22 protein-coding genes and 1 tRNA gene are annotated in these 22,205 nt (G+C 73.7%); 10 read left to right on the forward strand and 13 right to left on the reverse strand.

Going from position 1 to position 22,205, the window contains the following annotated elements:
• Nucleotides 1-27 precede the first annotated feature (27 nt).
• A complete protein-coding gene (locus ACI3ET_RS13710) occupies nucleotides 28-660 on the forward strand; it encodes a hypothetical protein (RefSeq protein ID WP_405033625.1) in 633 nt (210 codons plus the stop codon).
• A gap of 9 nt (nucleotides 661-669) precedes the next feature.
• Here ACI3ET_RS13710 and ACI3ET_RS13715 read toward each other — a convergent pair whose 3' ends face one another.
• The 4 genes from ACI3ET_RS13715 to upp form a co-directional block, all read right to left on the reverse strand.
• Entirely contained in the window at nucleotides 670-1,386 is a 717-nt protein-coding gene (locus ACI3ET_RS13715) for a PH domain-containing protein (RefSeq protein WP_405033626.1), read from the reverse strand.
• 9 nt (nucleotides 1,387-1,395) lie between these two features.
• On the reverse strand, nucleotides 1,396-1,581 hold the full coding sequence (locus ACI3ET_RS13720; RefSeq protein ID WP_405033627.1) for a hypothetical protein: 186 nt from the start codon (nucleotides 1,579-1,581) through the stop codon (nucleotides 1,396-1,398).
• 106 nt (nucleotides 1,582-1,687) lie between these two features.
• Entirely contained in the window at nucleotides 1,688-2,848 is a 1,161-nt protein-coding gene (locus ACI3ET_RS13725; RefSeq protein ID WP_405033628.1) for an aminotransferase class I/II-fold pyridoxal phosphate-dependent enzyme, read from the reverse strand.
• Nucleotide 2,849: 1 nt separating this feature from the next.
• Nucleotides 2,850-3,488, reverse strand: a complete 639-nt coding sequence (gene upp, locus ACI3ET_RS13730) for a uracil phosphoribosyltransferase (RefSeq protein ID WP_405033629.1) — start codon at nucleotides 3,486-3,488, stop codon at nucleotides 2,850-2,852.
• A gap of 106 nt (nucleotides 3,489-3,594) precedes the next feature.
• On the opposite strand from upp, the gene ACI3ET_RS13735 reads away from it, so the two are divergent.
• The gene (locus ACI3ET_RS13735; RefSeq protein WP_405033660.1) at nucleotides 3,595-4,029 is read left to right on the forward strand and encodes a nucleoside deaminase; all 435 of its coding nucleotides are present in this window, start codon (nucleotides 3,595-3,597) and stop codon (nucleotides 4,027-4,029) included.
• 23 nt (nucleotides 4,030-4,052) lie between these two features.
• Here the strand turns inward: ACI3ET_RS13735 and ACI3ET_RS13740 are convergent, their stop codons facing one another.
• The gene (locus tag ACI3ET_RS13740) at nucleotides 4,053-4,361 is read right to left on the reverse strand and encodes a MerR family transcriptional regulator (protein ID WP_405033630.1); all 309 of its coding nucleotides are present in this window, start codon (nucleotides 4,359-4,361) and stop codon (nucleotides 4,053-4,055) included.
• A 139-nt stretch (nucleotides 4,362-4,500) separates the two neighbouring features.
• On the opposite strand from ACI3ET_RS13740, the gene ACI3ET_RS13745 reads away from it, so the two are divergent.
• Nucleotides 4,501-4,932, forward strand: coding sequence for an Hsp20/alpha crystallin family protein (locus ACI3ET_RS13745; RefSeq protein WP_405033631.1), 432 nt, complete (start codon nucleotides 4,501-4,503; stop codon nucleotides 4,930-4,932).
• Nucleotides 4,933-4,955: 23 nt separating this feature from the next.
• Nucleotides 4,956-5,234: a hypothetical protein gene (locus ACI3ET_RS13750; protein WP_405033632.1), complete on the forward strand. Its 279-nt coding sequence runs from the start codon at nucleotides 4,956-4,958 to the stop codon at nucleotides 5,232-5,234.
• 104 nt (nucleotides 5,235-5,338) lie between these two features.
• Here the strand turns inward: ACI3ET_RS13750 and ACI3ET_RS13755 are convergent.
• The 4 genes from ACI3ET_RS13755 to ACI3ET_RS13770 all read right to left on the reverse strand — a co-directional run bounded on the left by ACI3ET_RS13755 (nucleotide 5,339) and on the right by ACI3ET_RS13770 (nucleotide 6,876).
• A tRNA-Ser gene (locus ACI3ET_RS13755) sits at nucleotides 5,339-5,425 on the reverse strand.
• 82 nt (nucleotides 5,426-5,507) lie between these two features.
• Complete coding sequence (locus tag ACI3ET_RS13760) at nucleotides 5,508-5,987, reverse strand: SRPBCC family protein (RefSeq protein ID WP_405033633.1); 480 nt, start codon at nucleotides 5,985-5,987, stop codon at nucleotides 5,508-5,510.
• Between the two features lie 4 nt (nucleotides 5,988-5,991).
• A complete protein-coding gene (locus ACI3ET_RS13765; RefSeq protein ID WP_405033634.1) occupies nucleotides 5,992-6,513 on the reverse strand; it encodes a LytR C-terminal domain-containing protein in 522 nt (173 codons plus the stop codon).
• A 51-nt stretch (nucleotides 6,514-6,564) separates the two neighbouring features.
• Nucleotides 6,565-6,876 carry a type II toxin-antitoxin system VapB family antitoxin gene (locus ACI3ET_RS13770; RefSeq protein WP_405033635.1) on the reverse strand — a complete coding sequence of 104 codons (312 nt, stop codon included), beginning with the start codon at nucleotides 6,874-6,876 and terminating at the stop codon, nucleotides 6,565-6,567.
• A gap of 24 nt (nucleotides 6,877-6,900) precedes the next feature.
• Between ACI3ET_RS13770 and ACI3ET_RS13775 the strand changes: the two genes are divergently transcribed.
• From ACI3ET_RS13775 to hrpB, 5 genes are all read left to right on the forward strand, one after another.
• Complete coding sequence (locus tag ACI3ET_RS13775; protein WP_405033636.1) at nucleotides 6,901-8,487, forward strand: helicase HerA-like domain-containing protein; 1,587 nt, start codon at nucleotides 6,901-6,903, stop codon at nucleotides 8,485-8,487.
• A gap of 175 nt (nucleotides 8,488-8,662) precedes the next feature.
• Complete coding sequence (locus ACI3ET_RS13780) at nucleotides 8,663-11,173, forward strand: ATP-dependent Clp protease ATP-binding subunit (RefSeq protein ID WP_405033637.1); 2,511 nt, start codon at nucleotides 8,663-8,665, stop codon at nucleotides 11,171-11,173.
• An 88-nt stretch (nucleotides 11,174-11,261) separates the two neighbouring features.
• A complete protein-coding gene (locus tag ACI3ET_RS13785) occupies nucleotides 11,262-12,308 on the forward strand; it encodes a lipid II:glycine glycyltransferase FemX (RefSeq protein WP_405033638.1) in 1,047 nt (348 codons plus the stop codon).
• A gap of 40 nt (nucleotides 12,309-12,348) precedes the next feature.
• The gene (locus ACI3ET_RS13790) at nucleotides 12,349-13,671 is read left to right on the forward strand and encodes a threonine/serine exporter family protein (protein ID WP_405033639.1); all 1,323 of its coding nucleotides are present in this window, start codon (nucleotides 12,349-12,351) and stop codon (nucleotides 13,669-13,671) included.
• Entirely contained in the window at nucleotides 13,668-16,271 is a 2,604-nt protein-coding gene (gene hrpB, locus ACI3ET_RS13795; protein WP_405033640.1) for an ATP-dependent helicase HrpB, read from the forward strand. The genes ACI3ET_RS13790 and hrpB overlap by 4 nt, the downstream gene beginning before the upstream one ends.
• A 33-nt stretch (nucleotides 16,272-16,304) precedes the next feature.
• On the opposite strand, the gene ACI3ET_RS13800 is transcribed toward hrpB, so the two are convergent.
• On the reverse strand, nucleotides 16,305-17,351 hold the full coding sequence (locus ACI3ET_RS13800; RefSeq protein ID WP_405033641.1) for a lipid II:glycine glycyltransferase FemX: 1,047 nt from the start codon (nucleotides 17,349-17,351) through the stop codon (nucleotides 16,305-16,307).
• A gap of 92 nt (nucleotides 17,352-17,443) precedes the next feature.
• Between ACI3ET_RS13800 and ACI3ET_RS13805 the strand changes: the two genes are divergently transcribed.
• Nucleotides 17,444-18,628: a DegT/DnrJ/EryC1/StrS family aminotransferase gene (locus ACI3ET_RS13805; protein ID WP_405033642.1), complete on the forward strand. Its 1,185-nt coding sequence runs from the start codon at nucleotides 17,444-17,446 to the stop codon at nucleotides 18,626-18,628.
• A gap of 8 nt (nucleotides 18,629-18,636) precedes the next feature.
• On the opposite strand, the gene ACI3ET_RS13810 is transcribed toward ACI3ET_RS13805, so the two are convergent.
• From ACI3ET_RS13810 to radA, 3 genes are all read right to left on the reverse strand, one after another.
• On the reverse strand, nucleotides 18,637-19,536 hold the full coding sequence (locus ACI3ET_RS13810) for an HhH-GPD family protein (RefSeq protein ID WP_405033643.1): 900 nt from the start codon (nucleotides 19,534-19,536) through the stop codon (nucleotides 18,637-18,639).
• Nucleotides 19,536-20,618: a DNA integrity scanning diadenylate cyclase DisA gene (gene disA / locus ACI3ET_RS13815; RefSeq protein WP_405033644.1), complete on the reverse strand. Its 1,083-nt coding sequence runs from the start codon at nucleotides 20,616-20,618 to the stop codon at nucleotides 19,536-19,538. The genes ACI3ET_RS13810 and disA overlap by 1 nt, the downstream gene beginning before the upstream one ends.
• 129 nt (nucleotides 20,619-20,747) lie before the next feature.
• Entirely contained in the window at nucleotides 20,748-22,205 is a 1,458-nt protein-coding gene (gene radA / locus ACI3ET_RS13820; protein ID WP_405033645.1) for a DNA repair protein RadA, read from the reverse strand.

A 22,205-nucleotide genomic window follows, 5' to 3' on the forward strand; every position in this document is an offset into this window, starting at 1 on the left:
GGTACCCGTGCCCCCTACCCTGCGGTCATGAACTGGATCGACGTCCTCGGCTGGGTCGGCTCGGCCGTCCTCGTCGTCTCCCTGCTCCAGACCCGGGTGCTGAGGCTGCGCTGGATCAACCTGGCCGGCTGCCTCGTGCTCATCGTCTTCAACGCCCTGGTCGAGGTCTGGCCGATGGTCGGGCTCAACGTCGTGCTCGCCGTGATCAACGTCGTCTACCTCTGGAAGATGGTGCGGACCCGCCACGACGACCGCGTCTACACCGTGCTGCCCGTCGACGCCGACGACCGCTACCTTGCCCATGTGCTGACCGTGCACGCCGACGACATCGCCCGGCACACCCCGGGCTTCGCGCGCGCACCCCGGGCCCAGGACACGGCATACCTCGTCCTGCACGGGGACGAGACCGTCGGCGTGGTGGTGCTCCGGGACGCGGGCGGGGGCACGGCGCAGATCGTGCTGGACTGGGTCACGCCGGCCTACCGCGACTTCTCGCCGGGGGAGTTCGTCTTCCGCGGGTCGGGCGTGGTGTCGCGGCTCGGCTACCGACGGGTCGTGTCGCCGGCGGGGCTGCCGAACCCCTACTACCGCCACATCGGGTTCGAGCCCGAGGGCGAGCGCTGGGTGCTGGGGCTGCGCCCGGAGGACGCGACGCGCTGACCCGTGCGGTCACTGCCAGGGCGTCGGGTCCGGGTCCACCGCCACCTCGCGCCCCTCGTGGCGCGCCCGCCAGCGGTCGTCCTCCACCCAGTCCCAGTCGTGCGGCAGCTCGTGGCGCTCGACGCCCTCCCAGTGGTGCGCTGACGGCGCGGCCTGCGCGGGCGCCGTCCCGCCGCGGCGGCCGTCCGCGTCCCGGTCGGGACCGTCCTCGGCCGGGTCGGACGTGCCGAAGATCGTGGCGACGATCTCGCGGTACTTCTCGTCGGGCTGCGGGATGAAGGTGATGTCGCGCAGCGCCTGGTCCTGGCCGGCCGACTCGAGCACGAACTCGCCGTAGCCCAGCAGCCGCCCGAGCACCGAGCGGTCGTAGCTGAGGTCGGTCACCTTGGCCAACGGCATCATCGCGACCCGCTGGGTGATGATCCCGTAGGTGCGCAGCAGGCGCTTGTCGGTCGTGACGAACCACTCGACCCGCCAGTTCCACCAGCGCCACAGCGCCCGCAGCACCAGGGCGGCGAAGACCCAGAAGAGGACCACGACGGTGTCCGACAGGGTGCTGCGGACCGCGACGGTGAGCGTGAGCGTCAGGGCGGCCAGCGCCGTGGCGACGGGCTCGACCAGCGTCGCCCAGTGGGCGCGGGTGGAGATCACGGGACGCTCGTCCCGCATCAGGTAGCGCTTGCGCACCCGCGGGCTGAGCTGGAGGGGCGGTGCCGGAGCGGCCACGACGGCTCGCTACCCGCCGCCGCCGTCGCCGCCGATGATGTTGCTGAAGAACCGGCCGATGTTGAGGAAGCCCTGGCTGATGATGTCCCACACGGCGCGGACGATGTCGGCGGCACGGTCGGGGTTGGTGATGACCGCGTAGATGAGGAAGCCCCACAACAACCAGTGCAGGACCTTCTTGACCGTATGCGGCATGGGGTCCTCCTCGGTGGCGCGGGCACGGATCTGGTGCCAGTGTGGCAGATGGGGCGGGGTATGCCGTCGCACCGCCGGGGTGTGTCTCGCACCGGATGGGCGGGGGTCAGGGGCGCAGGAGCGGGCTGGCGGCCATCCGGTCGAGCGCCTCGCCGACCTCCTCGGTCGAGCCGGCGAACGACAGCCGCACCATGTGGTGCCCCTCGACGGTGTCGAAGTCGACGCCGGGCGTGAGCGCGACCCCGCAGTCGGCGAGGAGGTCGCGGCACCAGCCCACGGAGTCGTCGGTGAGGTGCGCCACGTCGCACCACGCGTAGAACGCGCCGTCCGGCGGGGCGTAGCTGCGCAGCCCGACCTCGGGGAGGCGACGGATCAGCAGCTCCCGCGTGGCCGCATACCTGGCCCGGTGCCCCTCGAGCTCGGTCCGGGCCTGCCGGGTGAAGACGCCGAGCGCGGCGTACTGCGACACGGTCGGCGGGCAGATGTTGAGGTTGCCGGTGAGCACCTCGAGCGGGCGGCGCAGGGACGGTGGGGCGAGGAGCCAGCCGACGCGCCAGCCCGTCATCGAGAAGTACTTGCTGACCGAGCCGACGACGACCGCCTCGCGGGAGGTCTGCCAGGCGCTGGCCGTCGGGCGGCCGTAGGAGAGTCCGTGGTAGATCTCGTCGCTGACGAGCAGGGTGCCGTGGTCCTCGCACCAGCGGGCGATCGCCGCCAGCTCCTCGCTGTCGATGATCGTGCCGGTCGGGTTAGCGGGGGAGGCGACGACGAGGCCGGCGGGGGGCTCGGGCAGTGCGTCGAGCATCGCGACCGTGGGCTGGTAGCGGGTGCCGGGGCCGCAGTCCAGCTCGAGGACGTCGCAGCCCAGGGCCTGCAGGGTGTTGCGGTAGGCGGGGTAGCCAGGGCGGGTCATCGCGACCGTGTCCCCGACGTCGAACGCGGCGAGGAAGAGGGTGGTGAAGGCACCGGAGGAGCCGGGGAAGACCACGACGTCCTCGGGCGTGACGTCGATGCCGCTGGTGGCGCGGTGGTGGTCCGCGATCGCGTGGCGCAGGGGCAGGATGCCGCTGGCCTCGGTGTAGCCCAGCACCTGCGTGCTCGTCGCCGCGACGGCCGCCTCGCGCGCGGCCTCCGGTGCGGGCGTCGAGGGCTGGCCGGCGCACAGCATGATGACGTCCCCGTGGCTGCGCTGCCGCTGCGCCGCAGCCTTGAGCACCTCCATGACGTAGAAGGGCTCGACCGCGCTGCGCCGGGAGACGCGGGACATGTCAGACGACCCCGTAGAGCCGATCGCCCGCGTCGCCCAGGCCCGGCACGATGTAGCCGTGCTCGTCGAGCCGCTCGTCGATGGCGCCGGTGACGACGCTGACGGGCGCCACGACGTCCCTGAGCTCGGCCTGGAGACGCTCGATGCCCTCGGGGGCCGACAGCAGCGTGATGGCGGTGATGTCGTCGGCCCCGCGATCGACGAGGTACCTGACGGCCATCGCCAGCGTGCCACCCGTCGCGAGCATCGGGTCGAGGACGTAGACCTGGCGCCCGTCCAGCCGCTCGGGCAGCCGGTTGGCGTAGGTCGAGGCCTCCAGCGTCACCTCGTCGCGCACCAGCCCGAGGAAGCCGACCTCGGCGGTGGGCAGCATCCGCATCATGCCGTCGAGCATCCCCAGTCCGGCGCGCAGGATCGGCACGACGAGCGGCTTGGGGTTGGCCAGGTGGATGCCGGTCGTCGGCCCCACCGGCGTCTCGATGTCGAAGGGCGCGACGCGCACGTCCCGGGTGGCCTCGTAGGCGAGCAGCGTCACCAGCTCGTCGGCCAGCCGACGGAAGGTCGGAGTGTCCGTCCTCCTGTCGCGCAGGTAGGTGAGCTTGTGGGCGATGAGCGGGTGGTCCGCAACGTGCACGCGCATGGGTCAGACTCTAGTCGTGAGCCAGCGACCTGACGCCGAGCCCGTGGACGGTTCCGCGGAACACCTCGGCGGACCCGGCTGGGGGCAGGACGGGTATGCCGTGTGGATGCGGCTCGCGCTCGCGGAGGCGGGTCGGGTGGCCGGCTCGGGCGACGTGCCGATCGGGGCGGTGGTGGTCGACCGCGGCGGCCGTGTGGTCGGGCGGGGGTGCAACGTGCGGGAGGCCGAGCACGACCCCACGGGTCACGCCGAGGTGGTCGCCCTGCGGGCTGCGGGCGAGGCTCTGGGGTCGTGGCGGCTGGACGGCTGCTCGCTGGTCGTGACGCTCGAGCCGTGCGCCATGTGCGCGGGGGCGGCGGTGCTGTCCCGGGTGGAGCGGATCGTCTTCGCTGCCTGGGACGACAAGGCGGGGGCGTGCGGCTCGGTCTGGGACCTGCCGCGGGACCGCCGCGCCCTTCACCGGCCGGACGTGCTCGGCGGGGTCCTCGCGGAGGAAGGAGCGGCGCTGCTGCTGGGGTTCTTCGCGGGCCGTCGCCCGTGACGGGGTCGTGCGGTGCTGCAGGATCACGCCGGGCGGGTGTGCAGTCGCGCGCAGCGGTCGCGCAGGCGCTCGTTCTCGGCCTGCAGCGCCAGGACGCGGGCGATGCCGGGAAGGTTGACCCCGTCGTCGAGGAGCTGGGCGATGGCGCGCAGCCGGTCGAGGTCGTTGACGCTGTAGCGCCGCGTCCCGCCAGGGGTCCGGTCCGGGTCGAGGAGCCCGTGGGTCTCGTAGAGGCGCAGTGAGGACGCCGCCATGCCGGCCAGCTCGGCGGCGACCGAGATACCGTAGACACCGTGGTCCGAGTCGTGCACCTGCTCGCGCGTAGGGGTCATCTCGTCCTTGGGGCTTCGTGCCAGGTCACCTCTTGCGTCCTGACAGGTGAAGTGCTATGAAATCTGTAGCAGCCACCACAGATTGTCGGTGGCCGACCACGCACATGATACCCACAGGAAGGAGAAGAAGGTGGTGTCGATGCTGATGCGCACCGACCCGTTCCGGGAGCTGGACCGGCTCTCCCAGCAGGTCTTCGGCGCGACCGGCACGATGGCTCGACCGTCGGTCATGCCGATGGACGCGTGGCGGGAGGGTGACACCGTCGTCATCGAGTTCGACCTGCCCGGGGTCCAGGCGGACTCCATCGACCTCGACGTCGAGCGCAACGTGATCACCGTCCGGGCCGAGCGCCCGGTCACCGATCCGGACCGCGAGATGCTGGCCGCGGAACGGACGCGGGGCATGTTCAGCCGGCAGCTCGTGCTGGGCGACAACCTGGACACCCAGCGCATCGAGGCCAGCTACGACGCCGGGGTGCTGACGATGCGGATCCCCGTCGCCGAGCAGGCCAAGCCGCGCAAGATCGAGGTCACCCGCGGGTCGCAGGAGCGCCAGGCGATCAGCGCCTGACCGGAGCAGGGAGGAGGTGGACAGTGCCGAACGACGCCGCAGGAACCGCTGACCTGGTAAGGGTCGCGCGCGACGAGGACTTCTGGGACCTCGTGTGCGCGGACGAGGACTGGCTGCGGGCCGAGTTCGACGCCATCATCGCCTCCGGCTTCCGGGACCGTCCGGGTCGACCGGTGCTGCCTCGGCCGGCGCCCCGGCCACGGCCGGGGGTGCTGCACGCCTCCCCGCGGCAGCCGGACACGCTGGGCGGGTGGGGGCCCGAGCCCCAGGTCGCCCGGCAGCGCTCGCCGCCGGGCTGGTGAACCGCCCGCCCGCCCGTCTCGGCCTCCGGGACGGCACGACGGACCGACGACAGGACCCCCGAGCCGTCTGGCTCGGGGGTCCTTGCGTCCTCGGGGGGACACGGCGGTGGCGGTGGGATTTGAACCCACGGAGGACTTGCGCCCTCACACGCTTTCGAGGCGTGCTCCTTAGGCCGCTCGGACACGCCACCGCCGGTCAGGGTACCGGACCACGCAGAGTGGTCGAAATCGCGCGCCCGGCAGTCTCGGTCGTGGGTCCGGCGGGGGGTGGGGTCAGTGGGGGAGGGACTCGGCGGCACGGGCGATGTCGTCCAGCTCGGTGCGCAGGGACTTCTCGGTGAGCTTGAGGCCGAGGGGGGCGACGACGCGCAGGGCCAGGCGCTGGAGTCGCGACGGGTCGGTGACAGCCGCCGAGAAGGTCACCGTCACCAGGGTGGCGACGGCGTCGTCGAGCGACTCGAGCAGGATCGTCGTGCGGTAGCGGGTGGCGCCGTCGACCGCCTCGGTCACGGTGCGCCGCAGCGGGTCGTTCTCCACGACCACGATCTCCTGGGTGTCCGAGGCGCCCATCATCCGACGCGTCTCGCGCCACCGGGTGCCGACGGCGTAGGGACCGCCCGTGATCTGGTGCAGCTCGGTCACCTGGGAGAGCCGTGAGGTGGCGAGGTCGAGGTCGGTGAGGACCTGCCACACGTCGGCGGGCGGGGCCGCGATGCGGCGGGACAGGCGGACCTCGTGCGGGTGGTGCTCCATGGGCTCAGCCGTCCTCCGTCGTGGGACCCCCGGTGGTGGTGGCGCCGTCGACCGCCGGGAGGTCCTGCCACTGGTCGCCCAGGACGAGGTCGACCGAGGCCGAGCCACGGCCGTCGTCGACCAGCTCGACCCCCTCGGGGACCGACGCGAGCAGCAGCTGCGCGCCCTCCAGCCCCAGCTCGCCGTGCCGGATCACGCCCACGCCCTCGATCTGCGCACCCTCCGGGTCGTTGGCCACCGTGCCGACGGTGAAGCCGCGGGCCCGCACCGCGTCCCCCGTCCGGCCGGCCAGGCCGGCCGTGCTGGTCGCGTTGTAGACGTTGACCGTCACCTGCGAGGGCTCCAGCGACGGCGCCGGCGCGACCACGGCGGTGGTGGACGCGGAGCCGTCGGCCCCGCCGCCGGGGGTGCCCAGCCAGCCCTGGACGTAGGCCAGCGACAGCGCGAAGACGAGCAGGAGCCCCACGAGCAGGGCGAGGATGACCAGCATGGCGCGGCGCCTGCCCCGGCGGGCGGCGGTGGACATGCCGGCAGTACGGACGTATCCCACGAGCAGACTCCCTTCGGCCGTCCGAGGCTAACGACCGGCGGGGTGGTCGAGGTCGAGGACACGCCCGTGGACCACGGGTCGGCCCTGGAGAGCGGCCCGCAGGGCGCGGTGCAGCCCGTCCTCGAGGTAGAGCTCGTCCTGCCACTTCACGACGTGGCAGAAGATGTCCCCGTAGAAGGTGGAGTCGGGCGAGAGCAGCACGTGCAGGTCGAGCTGGGCGCGGGTCGTCACCAGCTGCTCCAGGCGCAGCATCCGCGGGGGCAGGTGCGCCCAGTCGCGGGCGTCGTCCAGCCCGTGCGCCGGGTAGGGGCGCCCGTCGCCCACGCCCTTGAAGATCATGCGGCGCAGTCTATTGTCTGCGGTGTGAGCGACCAGACCAGCAGCCAGATCGACCAGATCCGCCAGGGGTACGCCTTCACCGAGCCGAGCATCGTGCTCGGCGGCGCGCTCGAGGGGGGAGAGGTCGTCCCTGACGCCGTCGTCCGTCTCCCGCTGAGCTCGATGAACCGCCACGGCCTCGTCGCGGGCGCGACCGGCACCGGCAAGACCGTCACCCTGCAGGTCCTCGCCGAGCAGCTCTCCGACGCCGGGGTCCCCGTCTTCCTCGCCGACATCAAGGGCGACCTCACCGGGATGGCCACCCCGGCCACCGCCAACGCGAAGATCGACGAGCGGATGGGTGCCCTGGCGCAGGAGTGGAGCGGCACGGCATACCCCCTCGAGCTGCTGCACCTCGGGGGCCAGGGCGTCGGGACCTCGGTGCGCGCCACCGTCACCTCCTTCGGCCCCACCCTGCTGTCCAAGGTGCTGCGCCTGAACAAGACGCAGGAGTCCAGCCTCGGTCTCGTCTTCCACTGGGCCGACCAGCAGGGCCTGGCCCTCCTCGACCTCTTGGACCTCACCACCGTGATCCAGCACCTCGTCAGCGACGAGGGCAAGGGCGACCTCAAGGGCCTGGGCGGGCTGGCGAAGTCGACGGCCGGCGTGATCCTGCGCGAGCTGGTGGCGCTCTCGGCGGCCGGTGGTGACGACTTCTTCGGCGAGCCCGAGTTCGACACCTCGGACCTCATGCGCACCACCGCCGAGGGCAGGGGTGTCATCAGCTGCCTCGAGCTGCCCGGCGTCCAGGACAAGCCGGTCCTCTTCTCCACCTTCCTCATGTGGTTGCTCGCCGACCTCTTCCAGGACCTGCCCGAGGTCGGCAACCCCGACAGGCCCACCCTCGTCTTCTTCTTCGACGAGGCGCACCTGCTCTTCGACGACGCCTCCGACGCCTTCCTCGACTCCGTCGAGCAGGCGGTGCGGCTGATCCGCTCCAAGGGCGTCGGCGTCTTCTTCGTCACCCAGACCCCCAAGGACGTGCCGGACAGCGTCCTGGCCCAGCTCGGCAACCGGGTCCAGCACGCGCTGCGCGCCCACACCCCCAACGACGCCAAGGCGCTCAGGGCGACCGTCTCCACCTTCCCCACCAGCGAGTACGACCTCGCCGAGGTGCTGACCTCGATGGGCACCGGCGAGGCCGCGATCACCGTGCTGTCGGAGAAGGGCGCGCCGACACCGGTCGCGGTCACGCGGCTGCGGGCACCGCAGGGGCGGATCGGTCCGTCCGAGGAGGGCGTGCTCGCCCAGGTGGTGGAGGCCTCGCAGATCCGGACCAGGTATGCCGAGGTGGCGGACCGCGAGTCCGCGTACGAGATGCTCACGGCCAGGCTGCAGAAGGCGGCCGCGTCCGCGGAGGCAGCGGCGGCCGCCGAGCGGGTCGAGCGGGTCGAGCGGGCCGAGCCCGAGCGAGAGCGGTCGTCCGGGTCGCGACGCTCCCGCGCCGAGGACGAGGGGCTCGTCGGGCAGGTCGTCGGCTCGACGGCGTTCCGGTCCATGATGCGCTCGGCGGGCACCGTCATCGGCCGCGAGATCACCCGCTCGATCTTCGGCACCGGCCGCCGCCGCTGACCTCCGATTTCGCCAGGGGCGAACACGGCCCCCCGGCGGAACATCGGGGGTGTGCACAGGCGTTGTGCCCAGCAGATGGCACGTAGAGTGAAGGTCCGGCCTGCGCACGGTGGGTGCTGCGGACACCGTCCCAGCTCACCGTGGGCGTGCCACGACGATAGTTGAGGAGTAAGGCATGTTCGAACGGTTCACCGACCGCGCGCGGCGCGTGGTGGTGCTCGCGCAGGAAGAGGCGCGGCTGCTCAACCACAACTACATCGGCACCGAGCACCTGCTGCTCGGGCTGATCCACGAGGGCGAGGGGGTCGCGGCGAAGGCGCTGGAGTCCCTCGACATCTCGCTGGACGCGGTGCGCCACCAGGTGCAGGAGATCATCGGTCAGGGGCAGCAGTCCCCGACCGGGCACATCCCCTTCACGCCCCGGGCCAAGAAGGTCCTGGAGCTGTCGCTGCGCGAGGGCCTGCAGCTGGGCCACAACTACATCGGCACCGAGCACCTCCTGCTCGGACTCATCCGCGAGGGCGAGGGCGTCGCCGCCCAGGTCCTCGTGAAGCTCGGGGCCGACCTGCCCCGGGTGCGCCAGCAGGTCATCCAGCTGCTCTCGGGCTACCAGGGCAAGGAGACCGCGTCCGCGGGCGTCGGCCCCGGTGCCCCCGAGGGCCAGCCGGCCGGCTCGCTCGTGCTGGACCAGTTCGGCCGCAACCTCACCCAGGCCGCCCGCGAGGGCAAGCTCGACCCTGTCATCGGTCGCGGCAAGGAGATCGAGCGGGTCATGCAGGTGCTGTCCAGGCGCACCAAGAACAACCCGGTGCTGATCGGCGAGCCCGGCGTCGGCAAGACCGCCGTCGTCGAGGGCCTGGCCCAGGACATCATCCGCGGCGAGGTCCCCGAGACCCTCAAGGACAAGCAGCTCTACACCCTCGACCTCGGCGCGCTCGTCGCCGGCTCCCGCTACCGCGGTGACTTCGAGGAGCGGCTGAAGAAGGTCCTCAAGGAGATCCGCACCCGCGGCGACATCATCCTGTTCATCGACGAGATCCACACCCTCGTCGGGGCCGGAGCCGCCGAGGGCGCGATCGACGCCGCCAGCATCCTCAAGCCGATGCTGGCCCGCGGCGAGCTGCAGACGATCGGCGCGACCACCCTGGACGAGTACCGCAAGCACATCGAGAAGGACGCGGCCCTCGAGCGCCGCTTCCAGCCCATCCAGGTCGCCGAGCCGACGCTCTCGCACGCCATCGAGATCCTCAAGGGCCTGCGCGACCGCTACGAGGCGCACCACCGCGTCTCGATCACCGACGGTGCGCTCGTCGCCGCAGCCAACATGGCCGACCGCTACATCAACGACCGGTTCCTGCCGGACAAGGCGATCGACCTCATCGACGAGGCGGGCGCGCGACTGCGCATCCGCCGGATGACGGCGCCGCCGGACCTGCGCGAGTTCGACGACAAGATCGCGCACGCCAAGCGGGAGAAGGAGTCCGCGATCGACGCGCAGGACTTCGAGAAGGCGGCCCGGCTGCGCGACGAGGAGCACAAGCTCACGCAGGCGCGCGCCGAGCGGGAGAAGGAGTGGAAGAACGGTGACATGGACGTCGTCGCCGAGGTCGACGAGGAGCTGATCGCCGAGGTCCTCGCCGCCGCCACCGGCATCCCGGTCTTCAAGCTCACCGAGGAGGAGTCCAGCCGGCTGCTCCACATGGAGGACGAGCTGCACAAGCGGATCATCGGCATGGACGACGCCATCGGCGCCCTGTCCCAGGCGATCCGCCGCACCCGCGCCGGCCTCAAGGACCCCCGTCGTCCGGGCGGCTCGTTCATCTTCGCCGGCCCCACCGGCGTCGGCAAGACCGAGCTGGCCAAGGCGCTCGCCGAGTTCCTCTTCGGGGACGAGGACGCGCTCATCACGCTGGACATGTCCGAGTACTCCGAGAAGCACACCGTCTCGCGGATGTTCGGCTCGCCCCCCGGCTACGTCGGCTACGAGGAGGGTGGCCAGCTGACCGAGAAGGTGCGGCGCAAGCCGTTCTCGGTGGTCCTCTTCGACGAGGTCGAGAAGGCGCACCCGGACATCTTCAACAGCCTGCTGCAGATCCTGGAGGACGGTCGGCTGACCGACGCCCAGGGCCGGGTGGTCGACTTCAAGAACACCGTCATCATCATGACGACCAACCTGGGCACCCGCGACATCGCCAAGGGCATCTCGCTCGGCTTCTCGGCCGGGCCGGACACCCAGAGCAGCTACGACCGGATGAAGAACAAGGTCATCGACGAGCTCAAGCAGCACTTCCGTCCCGAGTTCCTCAACCGCGTGGACGACACGATCGTCTTCCCGCAGCTGTCGCAGGCCGAGATCGTCCAGATCGTGGACCTCATGATCGCCAAGCTCGACGTGCGGCTCAAGGACAAGGACATGGCCATCGAGCTCACGTCCGCGGCCAAGGAGCTGCTCGCCAAGAAGGGCTACGACCCCGTGCTCGGCGCCCGGCCGCTGCGCCGCGCGATCCAGCGCGAGATCGAGGACCAGCTCTCCGAGAAGATCCTCTTCGGGAACCTGCGCGCCGGTCAGATCGTGGTGGTGGACGTCGCCGGCGAGGGCAGGGACGCCGCCTTCACCTTCGCCGGCCAGGACAAGCCCTCCGCCGTCCCGGACACCGTGCCGGTGGAGGAGGAGCAGACCAGCTGAGCGGCGCGCGGCATACCCGCGCTGCCCGTCCCGTCAGGGGGCGTCCACCGAGTCCGGTGGGCGCCCCCTCGCCGGTTAGGGTGCGGGTATGACGTTGCGCGAGGCGACCCCCGACGAGCTGTCCCGGTGGGACGACCTGGTCTGGGGCAACCCCGGTGGTCCCGAGCTCTACCAGTGCCGCACCTACGCCGAGCTCAAGGCCCCGGTCTGGAAGGCCCGATACCTCGTGCACGAGCACCCCGACCGGGAGCCCGTGCACGCGCTCTACCTCTACCGTCGGGTGCCGCCGTTCGGCGAGCTCTGGTACTGCCCCATGGGACCCCGCGTGGCCGACGCCGACCACGCGCGGGCCTGCTTCGAGGACCTGCGCGCCGACGGACGGGCGTTCGCCGTGGTCCTCGAGCCGTCGGTGTCGGCGACCTCCCCGCAGGACCGCGAGGACCTCATCGCCTCGGTGCCCGGCATGCGCTCCATGCCCGACCTGCAGCAGGGCCAGCACACCGTGCTCGTGGACCTCCGGCCGGACGAGGCCGAGCTCCTCGCCTCCTTCCGGCAGCGCGCGCGCCGCACGATCCGCAAGACCGACGAGGCGGTCGTCGAGCACCGCACCGACCCCGAGGCCCTGGCCATCATGTGGTCGCTGTTCTCGGAGACGATGGAGCGGGCAGGGGTCGACCACCGCCACCCCGACTACCACCAGGACGCGTGGCGCCGCTACATCGACGCAGGTCTGGGGCACTTCGTGCTGGCCCGCCCGCGCGAGGGCGGCGAGCACGAGGCCGGTGCGTTCATCATCCACCGCGGGGAGCTGGGCTACTACAAGGACGGCGGCTCGCGGCGGACCAAGGACAGCAACGGGCTGCAGTACCGCGTGCAGTGGGAGGCCATGCGCTGGTGCAAGGAGCACGGCGCCACGACCTACGACATGTACGGCGCGCCGCCCAGCTGGCAGGCCGAGGACGAGGACCACAAGCTCTTCCCGCTCGTGCAGTTCAAGACCGCGTTCGCGCCGATCGTGGACCAGGTGGGCACCATGCAGCTGGTGCTGAAGCCGCGGGTCTTCCGCGCCTGGGACCGGGTCGGGATGCCGGTCTACCGCCGGCTGACCGCGAAGGCCAACCCGCTGTTCTACTGAGTCGTCGGGGACTCGCGCCCCGCGGGTGACAATGGGGGGCGTGCCTCCCACCCCCGAGCCTGCCGAGACCCGGACCCGCCGACTGCTCGCCTGGCTGGGCGCGGCGCTGCTGGCCGGGGGGATGCCGGTCCACGAGGTCGAGGACGACGTCCGGGCCGCCGGCTCCGCACTGGGGCGCGGCGCGGTCCAGGTGGCCTGCTCGCCCACCGGCATCCTGCTGGCGCTCGGGCCAGGTGAGCCGTCGACCTTCGAGGCGGTCGAGGGCGGCCTGCGGCTGGACCAGCTCGCCGACGCCACCGCCCTCCACGCCGGGCTGTGCACCGGGACGCTGTCCGCCGACGAGGCGCTGGCGCGGCTGTCGACCCTCCGGGCGCAGCCGCACCGCTACGCGCTCGTCGGGCTCTTCGCCGGAGCCGTGGCCTCCGGCGTCGGCATCGCCCTCGTGCTCGTCCCGAGCTGGCCGTCCGTGCTCTTCGCCGGGCTGCTCGCACCGCTGACGATGCTGCTGCTCGTGCTGGCCGGCCGGAGCCCGACCGTCCGGACGCTGATGCCCTTCCTGGCCGCGTTCGTCGTGGCCGTGGCGGCGTTCGCGGCCGCCGGGCAGGGGCTGGTCGACGCCCCGCTGTGGACGCTCGTGCCGCCGATCGCGGTGATGCTTCCCGGGGCGGCCATCGTCACCGGGCTGACCGAGCTGGCCGCCGGGTCGATGGTGGCGGGCACCTCGCGGCTGGCCCACGGCACCTCCCAGATGCTGCTCTTCGCGCTCGGCGTCGGCGCGGCGATCGTGCTGCTGCGGGTGCCGGGGGAGGACCTCCTCCCGACGCGGGTCGTCGACCTGGGGTGGTGGGCGCCGCTGCTCGGCGTGGTCGTGGTGACGATCGCCATCTCCCTCCTGGAGTCGGTGCCGGTCTCCCTCGTGCCCTGGCTGCTCCTCACCGTGCTGGCGACCTACCTGGCCCAGTGGCTCGGGGTCTCGCTCACCGACGCCCTGTGGGTCGGTGCCTTCCTCGGGGCGACGGCCGCCAGCCTCGTCTCGACGGTGGTGGAGTTCGTGCGGCCGCAGCTGCCGCGCGCCGTGGCCTTCCTGCCCAGCTTCTGGCTGCTCGTCCCCGGGTCGCTGGGTCTGGTCTCGGTCACCGGCCTCGAGCTCGACCCCGACCGCGCGGTCGGGGCGGTCGTCGGCGTGACGATCATCGTCGTGGCCATCGCGCTCGGCGTCGTGGTCGGTGCGAGCCTGGCCCGGCCGCTGCGCGCCGTCGCCCGCGGGGTCGGCCTCGTCGCGCTGCTCAGGCTGCGGCCCGGGCGCCGGCGCCGGCCGGGGACGGTGGCGGAGGTGCGGTCGGCCGGCGAGGACCGGGCGTGAGCCGTCCGTCCGCCCGTCCCGGGGCCGGGTTCGACCTCGAGGTCGTCGGCCGTGGGCTGCCGTTCGCGGACGCCCTGCCGGACCTGAGGCGCGCACTGGCGGCGCGGGGCGTCGCCGTGGTGCGGGCCGAGCCGGGCGCCGGCAAGACCACGCTGGTGCCACCCCTCGTCGCGACCGTGCTCGCGGACCGTGGCGCCGGCCCGGGGCGGGTCGTGGTCACCGGGCCGCGTCGCGTCACCGTCCGGGCCGCCGCGAGACGGCTGGCGTCCCTCACCGGCACGGCCGAGGGCGGGCTGGTCGGCAGCACGGTCCGTGGCGAGCGCCACGTGGGGCCGGGCACCGTCGTCGAGTTCGTCACCGCCGGGATCCTGCTGCGCCGGCTGCTCTCCGACCCGGAGCTGCGCGACGTGGGCGCCGTGGTCCTCGACGAGGTCCACGAGCGCGGGCTGGACACCGACCTGCTCGTCGGCATGCTGGCCGAGGTCCGGCAGCTGCGCCCCGACCTGCTCCTCGTCGCGATGTCGGCGACCCTGGACACCACGGCGCTCGCGCGGCTGCTCGGCGACGCCGACGCCCCGGCACCCGTGGTCGACCACCCCTCCGCCCAGCACCCGCTCGAGGTGGTGTGGGCACCGCCGACCGGGTTGCGCACCGACGCACGCGGGGTGAGCGACGCCCTGCTGGCCCACGTGGCCACGACGGCCGCGCGGCACCACGCCCGGGCGGTGGCTGCGGACCCGACGACCGACGCCCTCGTCTTCGTGCCGGGTGCCCGCGAGGTCGACCGGGTCGTCGAGCACCTGGGACGGCTGTCGCCGGACGTGGAGGCACTGCCGCTGCACGGACGGCTCGACCCGCGCGCCCAGGACCGTGCGGTCTCCGGGCGCCGTCCCGGCGACCGTCCGCGCATCGTCGTCTCCACGGCGCTGGCCGAGTCCTCGCTCACCGTCCCCGGCGTCCGGCTGGTCGTCGACGCCGGCCTGTCCCGGGAGCCCCGGCGCGACCAGCGGCGCGACATGTCCGGGCTCGTGACCGTGCAGGCGTCCAGGGCGGCGATGACCCAGCGCGCCGGGCGCGCCGCCCGCCTGGGACCCGGCACCGTGGTCCGGTGCCTCGACGAGGGCACCTACTCGCACGCGCCCGAGCACCTCACGCCGGAGATCGCCTCCAGCGACCTCACGGGCGCGGCGCTGCTCCTGGCCGCGTGGGGATCACCCCGCGGCGAGGGTATGCCGATGCTCACGCCACCCCCGCCGGCCGCGATCACGGCGGCGGAGGGGACGCTGCGCGCGCTCGGGCTGGTCGAGGCCGACGGACGGGTGAGCGACGAGGGGGTGCGGGTCGTGCGCGTCCCGGCCGACCCGAGGCTTGCGCGCGCGCTGCTCGTCGGGGCGGCGACCGTCGGCGCGCGGGCCACGGCCGAGGTCGTCGCGGCGCTGGCCGACGACCACCGCGCACCCGACGCCGACCTGGCCGGGCTCCTCCAGGGCCTGCGCTCCGGCCGGGCACCGGGCGCGGCGCGGTGGCGCACCGAGGTGGGTCGCCTGGAGCGGCTCGTCGGGGCGGACCCGGGGGCGGCGGGCGCGCCCGGCCTCCCCGGGGGTGGGGTCCCGGCCCAGGACGTCGCCGGGCTCGTGGTCGCCCTGGCCCACCCCGCCCGGGTCGCGCGCCGGGACGGGGCGACGTGGCTGCTGGCGTCCGGGACCCGGGCCGCGCTGCCGCCGGGCAGCCCCCTGCAGCACTTCGAGTGGATCGCGGTCGCCGACGTGGCGCGTGCCGAGGGGCGGGTCGCGGCGGGCACGGGCGCGGTGGTGCGGCTGGCCGCCGGGATCGGGCGCGAGGCGGTGGAGCTGGCCACCTCGCGGCTGCGGTCCCGGGAGGTGCGCGCCACGCTCGTCGCCGGGAGGGTGGTGGCCCGTGAGGTGGACGCGGTCGGGGCCATCGAGCTGTCGTCCACGCCGGTGCGGCCGGACCGGGAGACGGGGGCCAGGGCGGTCGCCCGGGCGCTCGCCGAGGAGGGGCTGGGGCTGCTGGTCTGGTCGCCGGCCGCCGACGCGCTGCGTCGACGTCTCGCGCTCCTGCACCGGGTGCTCGGGGAGCCGTGGCCCGACGTGTCCGACGCGGCGCTGTCCGCACGGCTGCAGGAGTGGCTCGGCCCGGAGCTGAGGCGGCTCGCCGGTGGGACCTCCGTCGACCGCCTGGACCTGACCGACCCGCTGCGGCGGCTGCTGCCCTGGCCGCAGGCCGCCCGGCTGGACGAGCTGGTGCCGGAGCGGCTGGCCGTCCCCAGCGGGTCGCGGGTGGCCGTCGACTACCCGCCGCACGACGACGCCGACGCGCCGCCGGTGCTGGCCGTGAAGCTGCAGGAGTGCTTCGGGCTGGCGCAGACGCCGCGCCTCGTGGACGGCCGGGTCGGCACCCTCTTCCACCTGCTCAGTCCCGCGCGGCGACCGGTGGCGGTGACCGACGACCTCGCGTCGTTCTGGTCGGGGCCCTACCAGCAGGTGCGGGCCGAGCTGCGGGGACGCTACCCCCGGCACCCGTGGCCGGAGGACCCGTGGGCGGCGCCGGCGACCGCACGCACCACGAGGCGCCGCTGACGCAGGCGGGGGAGTGCCGCCCGGCACCCCGGTTCACCAGAAGGTGTCGCCAGGCTCCCGACGCTGCACCCGGGCCACGACCCGCTCGCCCAGGCGGCCCCACACGGCATACCTGCGCGGGCGGAGCACGATGTCCCAGGCACCCACCCAGTCGATGACGTCCTTGGTGAAGCCGCGCTTGAACTTGCCGATGCCGTGCCGGGGGTGGCTGGGGTCGTCGAGCTCGCTGCTGTGCGGCACGCCGATCATGTCGTAGGTGCGGGCGCCGCGCTCGATCGCCCAGCGCATGCCCTCGTACTGCACGAGCTGGCTGACCCCCGGCACGGGGCGCTCGCGCAGGCTCGCGCCCTCCTTGTAGGCCGCGGAGTCGCCCACGCAGGTGATCAGCGCGGAGGCCACCGGGGTGTCGTCGGCGCGCGCGATGAGCACCTGGGCGATGCCGGCCCGGACCATGATCTGCCAGGAGCGCACGTGGTAGTCCTTGCTGCGCACCGCCAGCTCCTGGTCGTGGACGACCTCCTGCCACAGGCTCCACATGACCTCGTAGGTCTCGTCGGTGTCGGGCGCCCGCTCGACCTTGACCACGCCGTCGCGGATCGCGCGCCGGACCATGTTGCGGGTCTTGGACGGGTACGACGCGATCAGCTCGTCCTCGGACGCCGGCAGCGCGTGGATCACCGTGGAGGTGTTGGGCTGCACCGGGTGGGTGCGGACCAGCCCCATGTCCTCGATCGCCGCGATCGCCTCGGGCGTCTCGGGGATCTCCGGCTCGACCCGGATGAAGAGGACGCCCTCCGCGCGGGCGGTCTCGGTGAGCTGGGCGACGACCTGTCGAAGCTGGTCGGTGTCGGCGACGCAGGGTCCCTTGGGGACGTACCAGACCGTGCCGAACCCGGGCGCGGACTTCTCGTGGATCGTCATCGCGACCCCGTCGGCGACGGCATACCTCGGGGTCCACCTGGCCATCCGCTTGATCTCGCCGAGCTCGAAGCTCTGGAAAAGGTTCCCCCGGTTCGGGGTCGCCGCGATCCGGGCGTTCCACTCCGCCGGCACGGGCGAGGTCTCGAAGGTCAAGGCCATGGCGCTCACCCTACGCGAGCCGGTGGCAGTCCCTGGCAGGCCACCGGCGGTGCCGGGGGGCGGGGCCGGGGAGCGCCGCCTAGACTCCGACCGTGGACGAATCGACGACGGCGCTGGTCAACGACTCCATGACGGTCAGGCGCGCTCTCGCCCAGGCGTCCGGGACGGACCCGGCCGACTGGCACCTGGTCAGCAAGGCCAGGCACGCGCTGCTGGTCGTCATGCGGACGGTCCAGCAGCACGCGGGTCCGGGGGAGGTGGTGACGCAGCCGTTCACCTGCATCACGGCGGTCGCGCCGATCCTGACCGCCGGCCTGCGCCCGCGGTACGCCGACGTCGACGTCAACACCCTCGCCATCGACCCGGCCCGGCTGCCGGGCGTCGTCTCCGCCGCCACCCGGGCGGTCGTGGCGCAGCACACCTTCGGCCCCCTGGCCCCGGTGGCGCGGCTGCGGCAGTTCACCCCCGAGGGGGCGCTGCTCGTCGAGGACTCCGCCCACTGCCTGGGTCGGCTGGGGCGGGGGCCCGACGGCGCGCCCGCGGCGGACGTGTCGGTCCACAGCTTCGGTGTCGAGAAGATGCTGCCGACCCGGGCCGGTGCGGCCGTATGGGTCAACCCGGCCCTGCGCGGGGGGCCCTGGCACGGCGTGCTCACCGCGGCGCTGTCGGCGCTGCCCGTCGCGGGCCGCCGCGAGGCGCTGGCCCACGTGCTCGGCACCCCCGCCCGGCGCGTGGCCGGCCGGTTGGGCGGTCCGGGGGCCAGGGCGCTGTCGGCGGCGGCCTCGGCGGGGCTCGTCGACATGGCGATCATGCCGTCGGAGCGGTCGGGCCGGGTGGCGGGCGAGCCGACGCTCCTGTCCTACCCCGCGCTGCGCGAGGTCGTCGGTGCCGTGGGCGGCCTGGCGGCGACGACGGAGCACCGCAGGCGCACCGGCGCGACCTACCGCCAGGGCCTGTCGGGGGTCCGGGGGGTCACGATCCCGCGGCTCTTCGACGACCCCTCGCTCTCCCTCGTGCGCTTCCCGCTGCTCCTCGCGTCCCCGGCCCAGGCCGAGGAGGTGTTCGAGGCGCTCGGCGCCGAGGGCCTGGTGCCGGGACGGTGGTACCGGCCGACGCTGTTCCCGGGACCGACCGACATGGCCCTCTTCGACTACGACCCCGCGACCTGCCCGGTGGCGGAGGACGCGTCCGCCCGCGTCCTCAACCTCCCGACGGCGCCGTTCGTGACCCCGGAGGCCGCCCGGCGCAGCGTGGAGGTCGTCCGCGCCCACGTGTGAGCCCGGTCTCAGGCGCCCGGAAGACGGAAGAGGTCGTCGTCCAGAGGTTCGACGAGGCCGTCGGCGACGAGGGCGTCGAGGCAGCGGTCGCGCTGCGCACCGTCGGGCCAGACCGCTCTCAGGGCGTCGCCGGGGAGGGGAGCCGTCGCCTCGCGCAGGAGCTGGACCATCCGGCCGCGGCACTGCCGGTCCGTGCCCTCCCACGCCTGGCCGCGACGGGCGGGGCCCTCGTGCGGCGGTGACCCGGCCAGCCGCCACGCGCACACCGCGGAGAGGGGGCACACGTCGCAACGGGGTGAACGTGCGGTGCAGACCAGGGCACCGAGCTCCATGACCGCGACGTTCCAGGTGGCGGCGTCGGCGTCGTCCGCGGGCAGCAAGGACGTGGCCAGGGCCACCTCCGCCCTCGTCAGCGCGGGCGCGGGCAGCGCTGTCCCGGAGACCGCGCGGGCGTGGACCCGGCGGACGTTGGTGTCGACCACCGTCGCCCGGCGGCCGAAGGCGAAGGCCGCCACCGCCGCCGCGGTGTAGTCGCCGACCCCCGGCAGCGACCTCAGAGCCGCCTCGTCGGGCGGGACCAGGCCGCCGTGGTCGCCGGCGATCGCCGTCGCGGCGGCGTGCAGGCGCAGGGCGCGGCGGGGGTAGCCGAGCCGCCCCCACTCGCGGACGGCCTCGCCGGGGCTCGCCGCCGCCAGGTCGGCGGGCGCCGGCCACAGCGTCATCCAGCGGCGCCACACCGGCTCCACGCGGACGACGGGTGTCTGCTGGAGCATGACCTCGGACACCAGGACGCCCCAGGGGGAGCGGTCGGGGCGGCGCCAGGGCAGGTCGCGCTGGTGCCCGGCGTACCAGGGCAGGGCGAGCTCGTGCAGGAGCTCGGGAGCGGCCGGTGACGCGGGTGCCGGCACTACGAGTAGCGCTCCAGGATCGAGGACTCGGCCAGTCGCGACAGCCCCTCGCGCACCGCCCGGGCACGCGCCTCGCCGACCCCGTCGACCTGCATGAGGTCCTCGAGACCGGCCGACAGCAGGGCCTGGAAGTTGCCGAAGTGGTCGACCAGCCGGTCCACGATCGCCCCGGGCAGGCGGGGTATGCGGTGCAGGAGCCGGAAGCCGGAGGGCGTGAGCGAGTGGTGGTCCATCCCGTCGCCGATCACGGTGATGCCCATGCAGCGGGCCACGGAGACGAGGTCGAGCAGCTCGGCACTGTCGAGGCGGGAGAGCGACTCCAGCACGTCCGCCGGGTCCCGGATCGCCTCGGCGGCCGCGGCGTAGTCGCGGATGACGAGCTCGCGGTCCCGGCCGATGCCGCCGGTGAGCTCCTCGAGCTGGAGGCCGACGAGCCGGCCGTCCACCCCGAGCTCGACGACGTACTGCTCGATCTCGGCGCTGATCCGCCGCACCATCTCCAGGCGCTGGAGGACGGCGGCCACCTCACGGATGGTCACGAGGTCCTCGATCTCCAGCGCGGACAGCGTGGACGTGACCTCGTCGAGCCGCGCGCGGTAGCGCTCGAGGGTCTGCAGCGCCTGGTTGGCCTGGGCCAGGATCTGGGCGCGCGCCTCGAGGACGTGACGCAGCGAGTTGACGTAGAGGGCCACGATCGCCATCGACTGGCTCACCGAGATGACCGGCATGCCGGTCTGCTTGGCCGTGCGCTCGGCCGTGCGGTGCCGGGTCCCGCTCTCCTTGGTCTCGATCGCGGGGTCGGGGACGAGCTGTGCCGCCGCGCGCAGGATGCGGGTGCCGTCGCGGGAGAGCACGATCGCGCCGTCCATCTTGGCCAGCTCCCGCAGCCGGGTCGCCGAGAACTCGACGTCGAGCTCGAAGCCGCCGGAGATGATGGCCTCGACGGTCCGGTCCGAGCCCAGCACGATGAGGGCCCCGGTGCGGCCGCGCAGGATCCGCTCGAGCCCGTCGCGCAGGTCGGTGCCCGGCGCCACCGCGGCGAGCGTGGCGCGGAGCAGGTCCTCGTCAGTTCGCTCTGGCAACGGTCCCGACCTTCCCGGCGGAGGTGCTCCGTGCGCCCGCCTTGTGTCCCCGGTGGGAATCCTAGGTCCACCGCGACGCTCGACCATCCCCACCTGCCCTTTCTTTACTGCATCGTGACCTCGTCGTGCTCACGCGGACTCCCCGTCCCAGGCGGACTCCCCGTCCCAGGTCGCCGTCCCGCCCGCCAGCCTCGCCGCGCGCGGCCGGCTCGCCTGCGCCGCCGACGTCACCAGGTCCACGGCCTCGCCGAGCGTGGCGACCTCGTGCACGCGCATCCCGGTCGGCGCTGCACCCTCGCGCAGCGACCCGGCCGGGACGACCGCCTCGGTGAAGCCGATGCGCGCCGCCTCCGCGAGCCGGCGGGTCAGCCCGGTCACCGGGCGCAGGTCGCCGGCGAGCCCGACCTCACCGACAGCGATCGTGCCCATCGGCAGCGGCAGGTCACCGACCGAGCTGGTCAGCGCCAGCGCGAGCGCCAGGTCGGCGGCCGGCTCGCCCAGCCGCACGCCCCCGACCGTCGCCGCGTAGCAGTCGTGCGTGGACAGCGGCAGCCCGGCGCGCTGCTCGAGCACCGCGAGCACCATCGCCAGCCGGGAGGAGTCGAGGCCGCTGGTCGTCCGTCGCGGCGACCCACCCGCCGCGGACGCGCTCACCAGCGCCTGCAGCTCGGCGACGAGCGGCCGGCGTCCCTCCAGGGTGACGGTCACGCAGGTGCCCGGCACCGGCCGGTCGCGGCTGGTGAGGAACAGCCCGCTCGGGTCCGGCAGCCCGGTGATGCCGGCGTCGCCCAGGTCGAAGCAGCCGACCTCGTCGGTCGGGCCGAAGCGGTTCTTCACGGCGCGCACGAGGCGCAGCCGCGAGTGCCGCTCGCCCTCGAACTGCACGACGACGTCGACGAGGTGCTCCAGGACGCGTGGCCCGGCGATGGACCCGTCCTTGGTCACGTGCCCGATGAGGATGGCCGCGATGTCCCGCGTCTTCGCCGCCTGGATCAGCGCTCCGGCGACCTCGCGGACCTGCCCGACGTTGCCGGGGGCACCGTCGACGTCGGCCGAGGCGATGGTCTGCACCGAGTCGACGACCAGCAGGTCGGGACCGATCTGCTCGAGCTGGCCCAGGACCGTCCCCAGGTCGGTCTCGGCGGCCAGGTAGAGGGTGTCGGCGAGCGCCCCGATCCGCTCGGCCCGCAGCTTGACCTGGGCCGCCGACTCCTCGCCCGAGACGTAGAGCACCGAGCGCCCGCTGCGGGCTGCCCGCGCCGCCACGTCGAGCGCCAGCGTGGACTTGCCGATGCCGGGCTCGCCGGCCATGAGCACCACAGCGCCGGGCACGATGCCTCCGCCGAGCACCCGGTCGAACTCGCCGACGCCCGTGGACCGGGCCCGCGCCGTCTGCGCGTCGACGTCCCCGATCGGGACGGCCCGCCGGGCGGGGGAGACGGCCTGCGTGCGCACCGCTCCCGGGGCGCCGGTCTCCGCGACCGTGCCCCAGGCCTGGCACTCGCCGCACCGGCCCACCCACTTCACCGCCGTCCACCCGCACTCGCTGCACCGGTAGGTCGACCTGCTCCCGCTCTTGGCTGCCAC

This window comes from Ornithinimicrobium jinqii (genome assembly GCF_045032595.1).
Taxonomy (GTDB): domain Bacteria; phylum Actinomycetota; class Actinomycetes; order Actinomycetales; family Dermatophilaceae; genus Ornithinicoccus.

Coding starts and splice junctions, on each gene's coding strand:
- ACI3ET_RS13785 (WP_405033638.1), top strand. CDS start 11,262: ATGACGTTGCGCGAGGCGACCCCCGACGAGCTGTCCCGGTGGGACGAC.
- ACI3ET_RS13745 (WP_405033631.1), top strand. CDS start 4,501: ATGCTGATGCGCACCGACCCGTTCCGGGAGCTGGACCGGCTCTCCCAG.
- ACI3ET_RS13800 (WP_405033641.1), bottom strand. CDS start 17,351: ATGGCCTTGACCTTCGAGACCTCGCCCGTGCCGGCGGAGTGGAACGCC.
- upp (WP_405033629.1), bottom strand. CDS start 3,488: ATGCGCGTGCACGTTGCGGACCACCCGCTCATCGCCCACAAGCTCACC.
- ACI3ET_RS13735 (WP_405033660.1), top strand. CDS start 3,595: ATGCGGCTCGCGCTCGCGGAGGCGGGTCGGGTGGCCGGCTCGGGCGAC.
- ACI3ET_RS13760 (WP_405033633.1), bottom strand. CDS start 5,987: ATGGAGCACCACCCGCACGAGGTCCGCCTGTCCCGCCGCATCGCGGCC.
- ACI3ET_RS13725 (WP_405033628.1), bottom strand. CDS start 2,848: ATGTCCCGCGTCTCCCGGCGCAGCGCGGTCGAGCCCTTCTACGTCATG.
- ACI3ET_RS13770 (WP_405033635.1), bottom strand. CDS start 6,876: ATGATCTTCAAGGGCGTGGGCGACGGGCGCCCCTACCCGGCGCACGGG.
- ACI3ET_RS13740 (WP_405033630.1), bottom strand. CDS start 4,361: ATGACCCCTACGCGCGAGCAGGTGCACGACTCGGACCACGGTGTCTAC.
- ACI3ET_RS13710 (WP_405033625.1), top strand. CDS start 28: ATGAACTGGATCGACGTCCTCGGCTGGGTCGGCTCGGCCGTCCTCGTC.
- ACI3ET_RS13765 (WP_405033634.1), bottom strand. CDS start 6,513: ATGTCCACCGCCGCCCGCCGGGGCAGGCGCCGCGCCATGCTGGTCATC.
- ACI3ET_RS13780 (WP_405033637.1), top strand. CDS start 8,663: ATGTTCGAACGGTTCACCGACCGCGCGCGGCGCGTGGTGGTGCTCGCG.
- ACI3ET_RS13720 (WP_405033627.1), bottom strand. CDS start 1,581: ATGCCGCATACGGTCAAGAAGGTCCTGCACTGGTTGTTGTGGGGCTTC.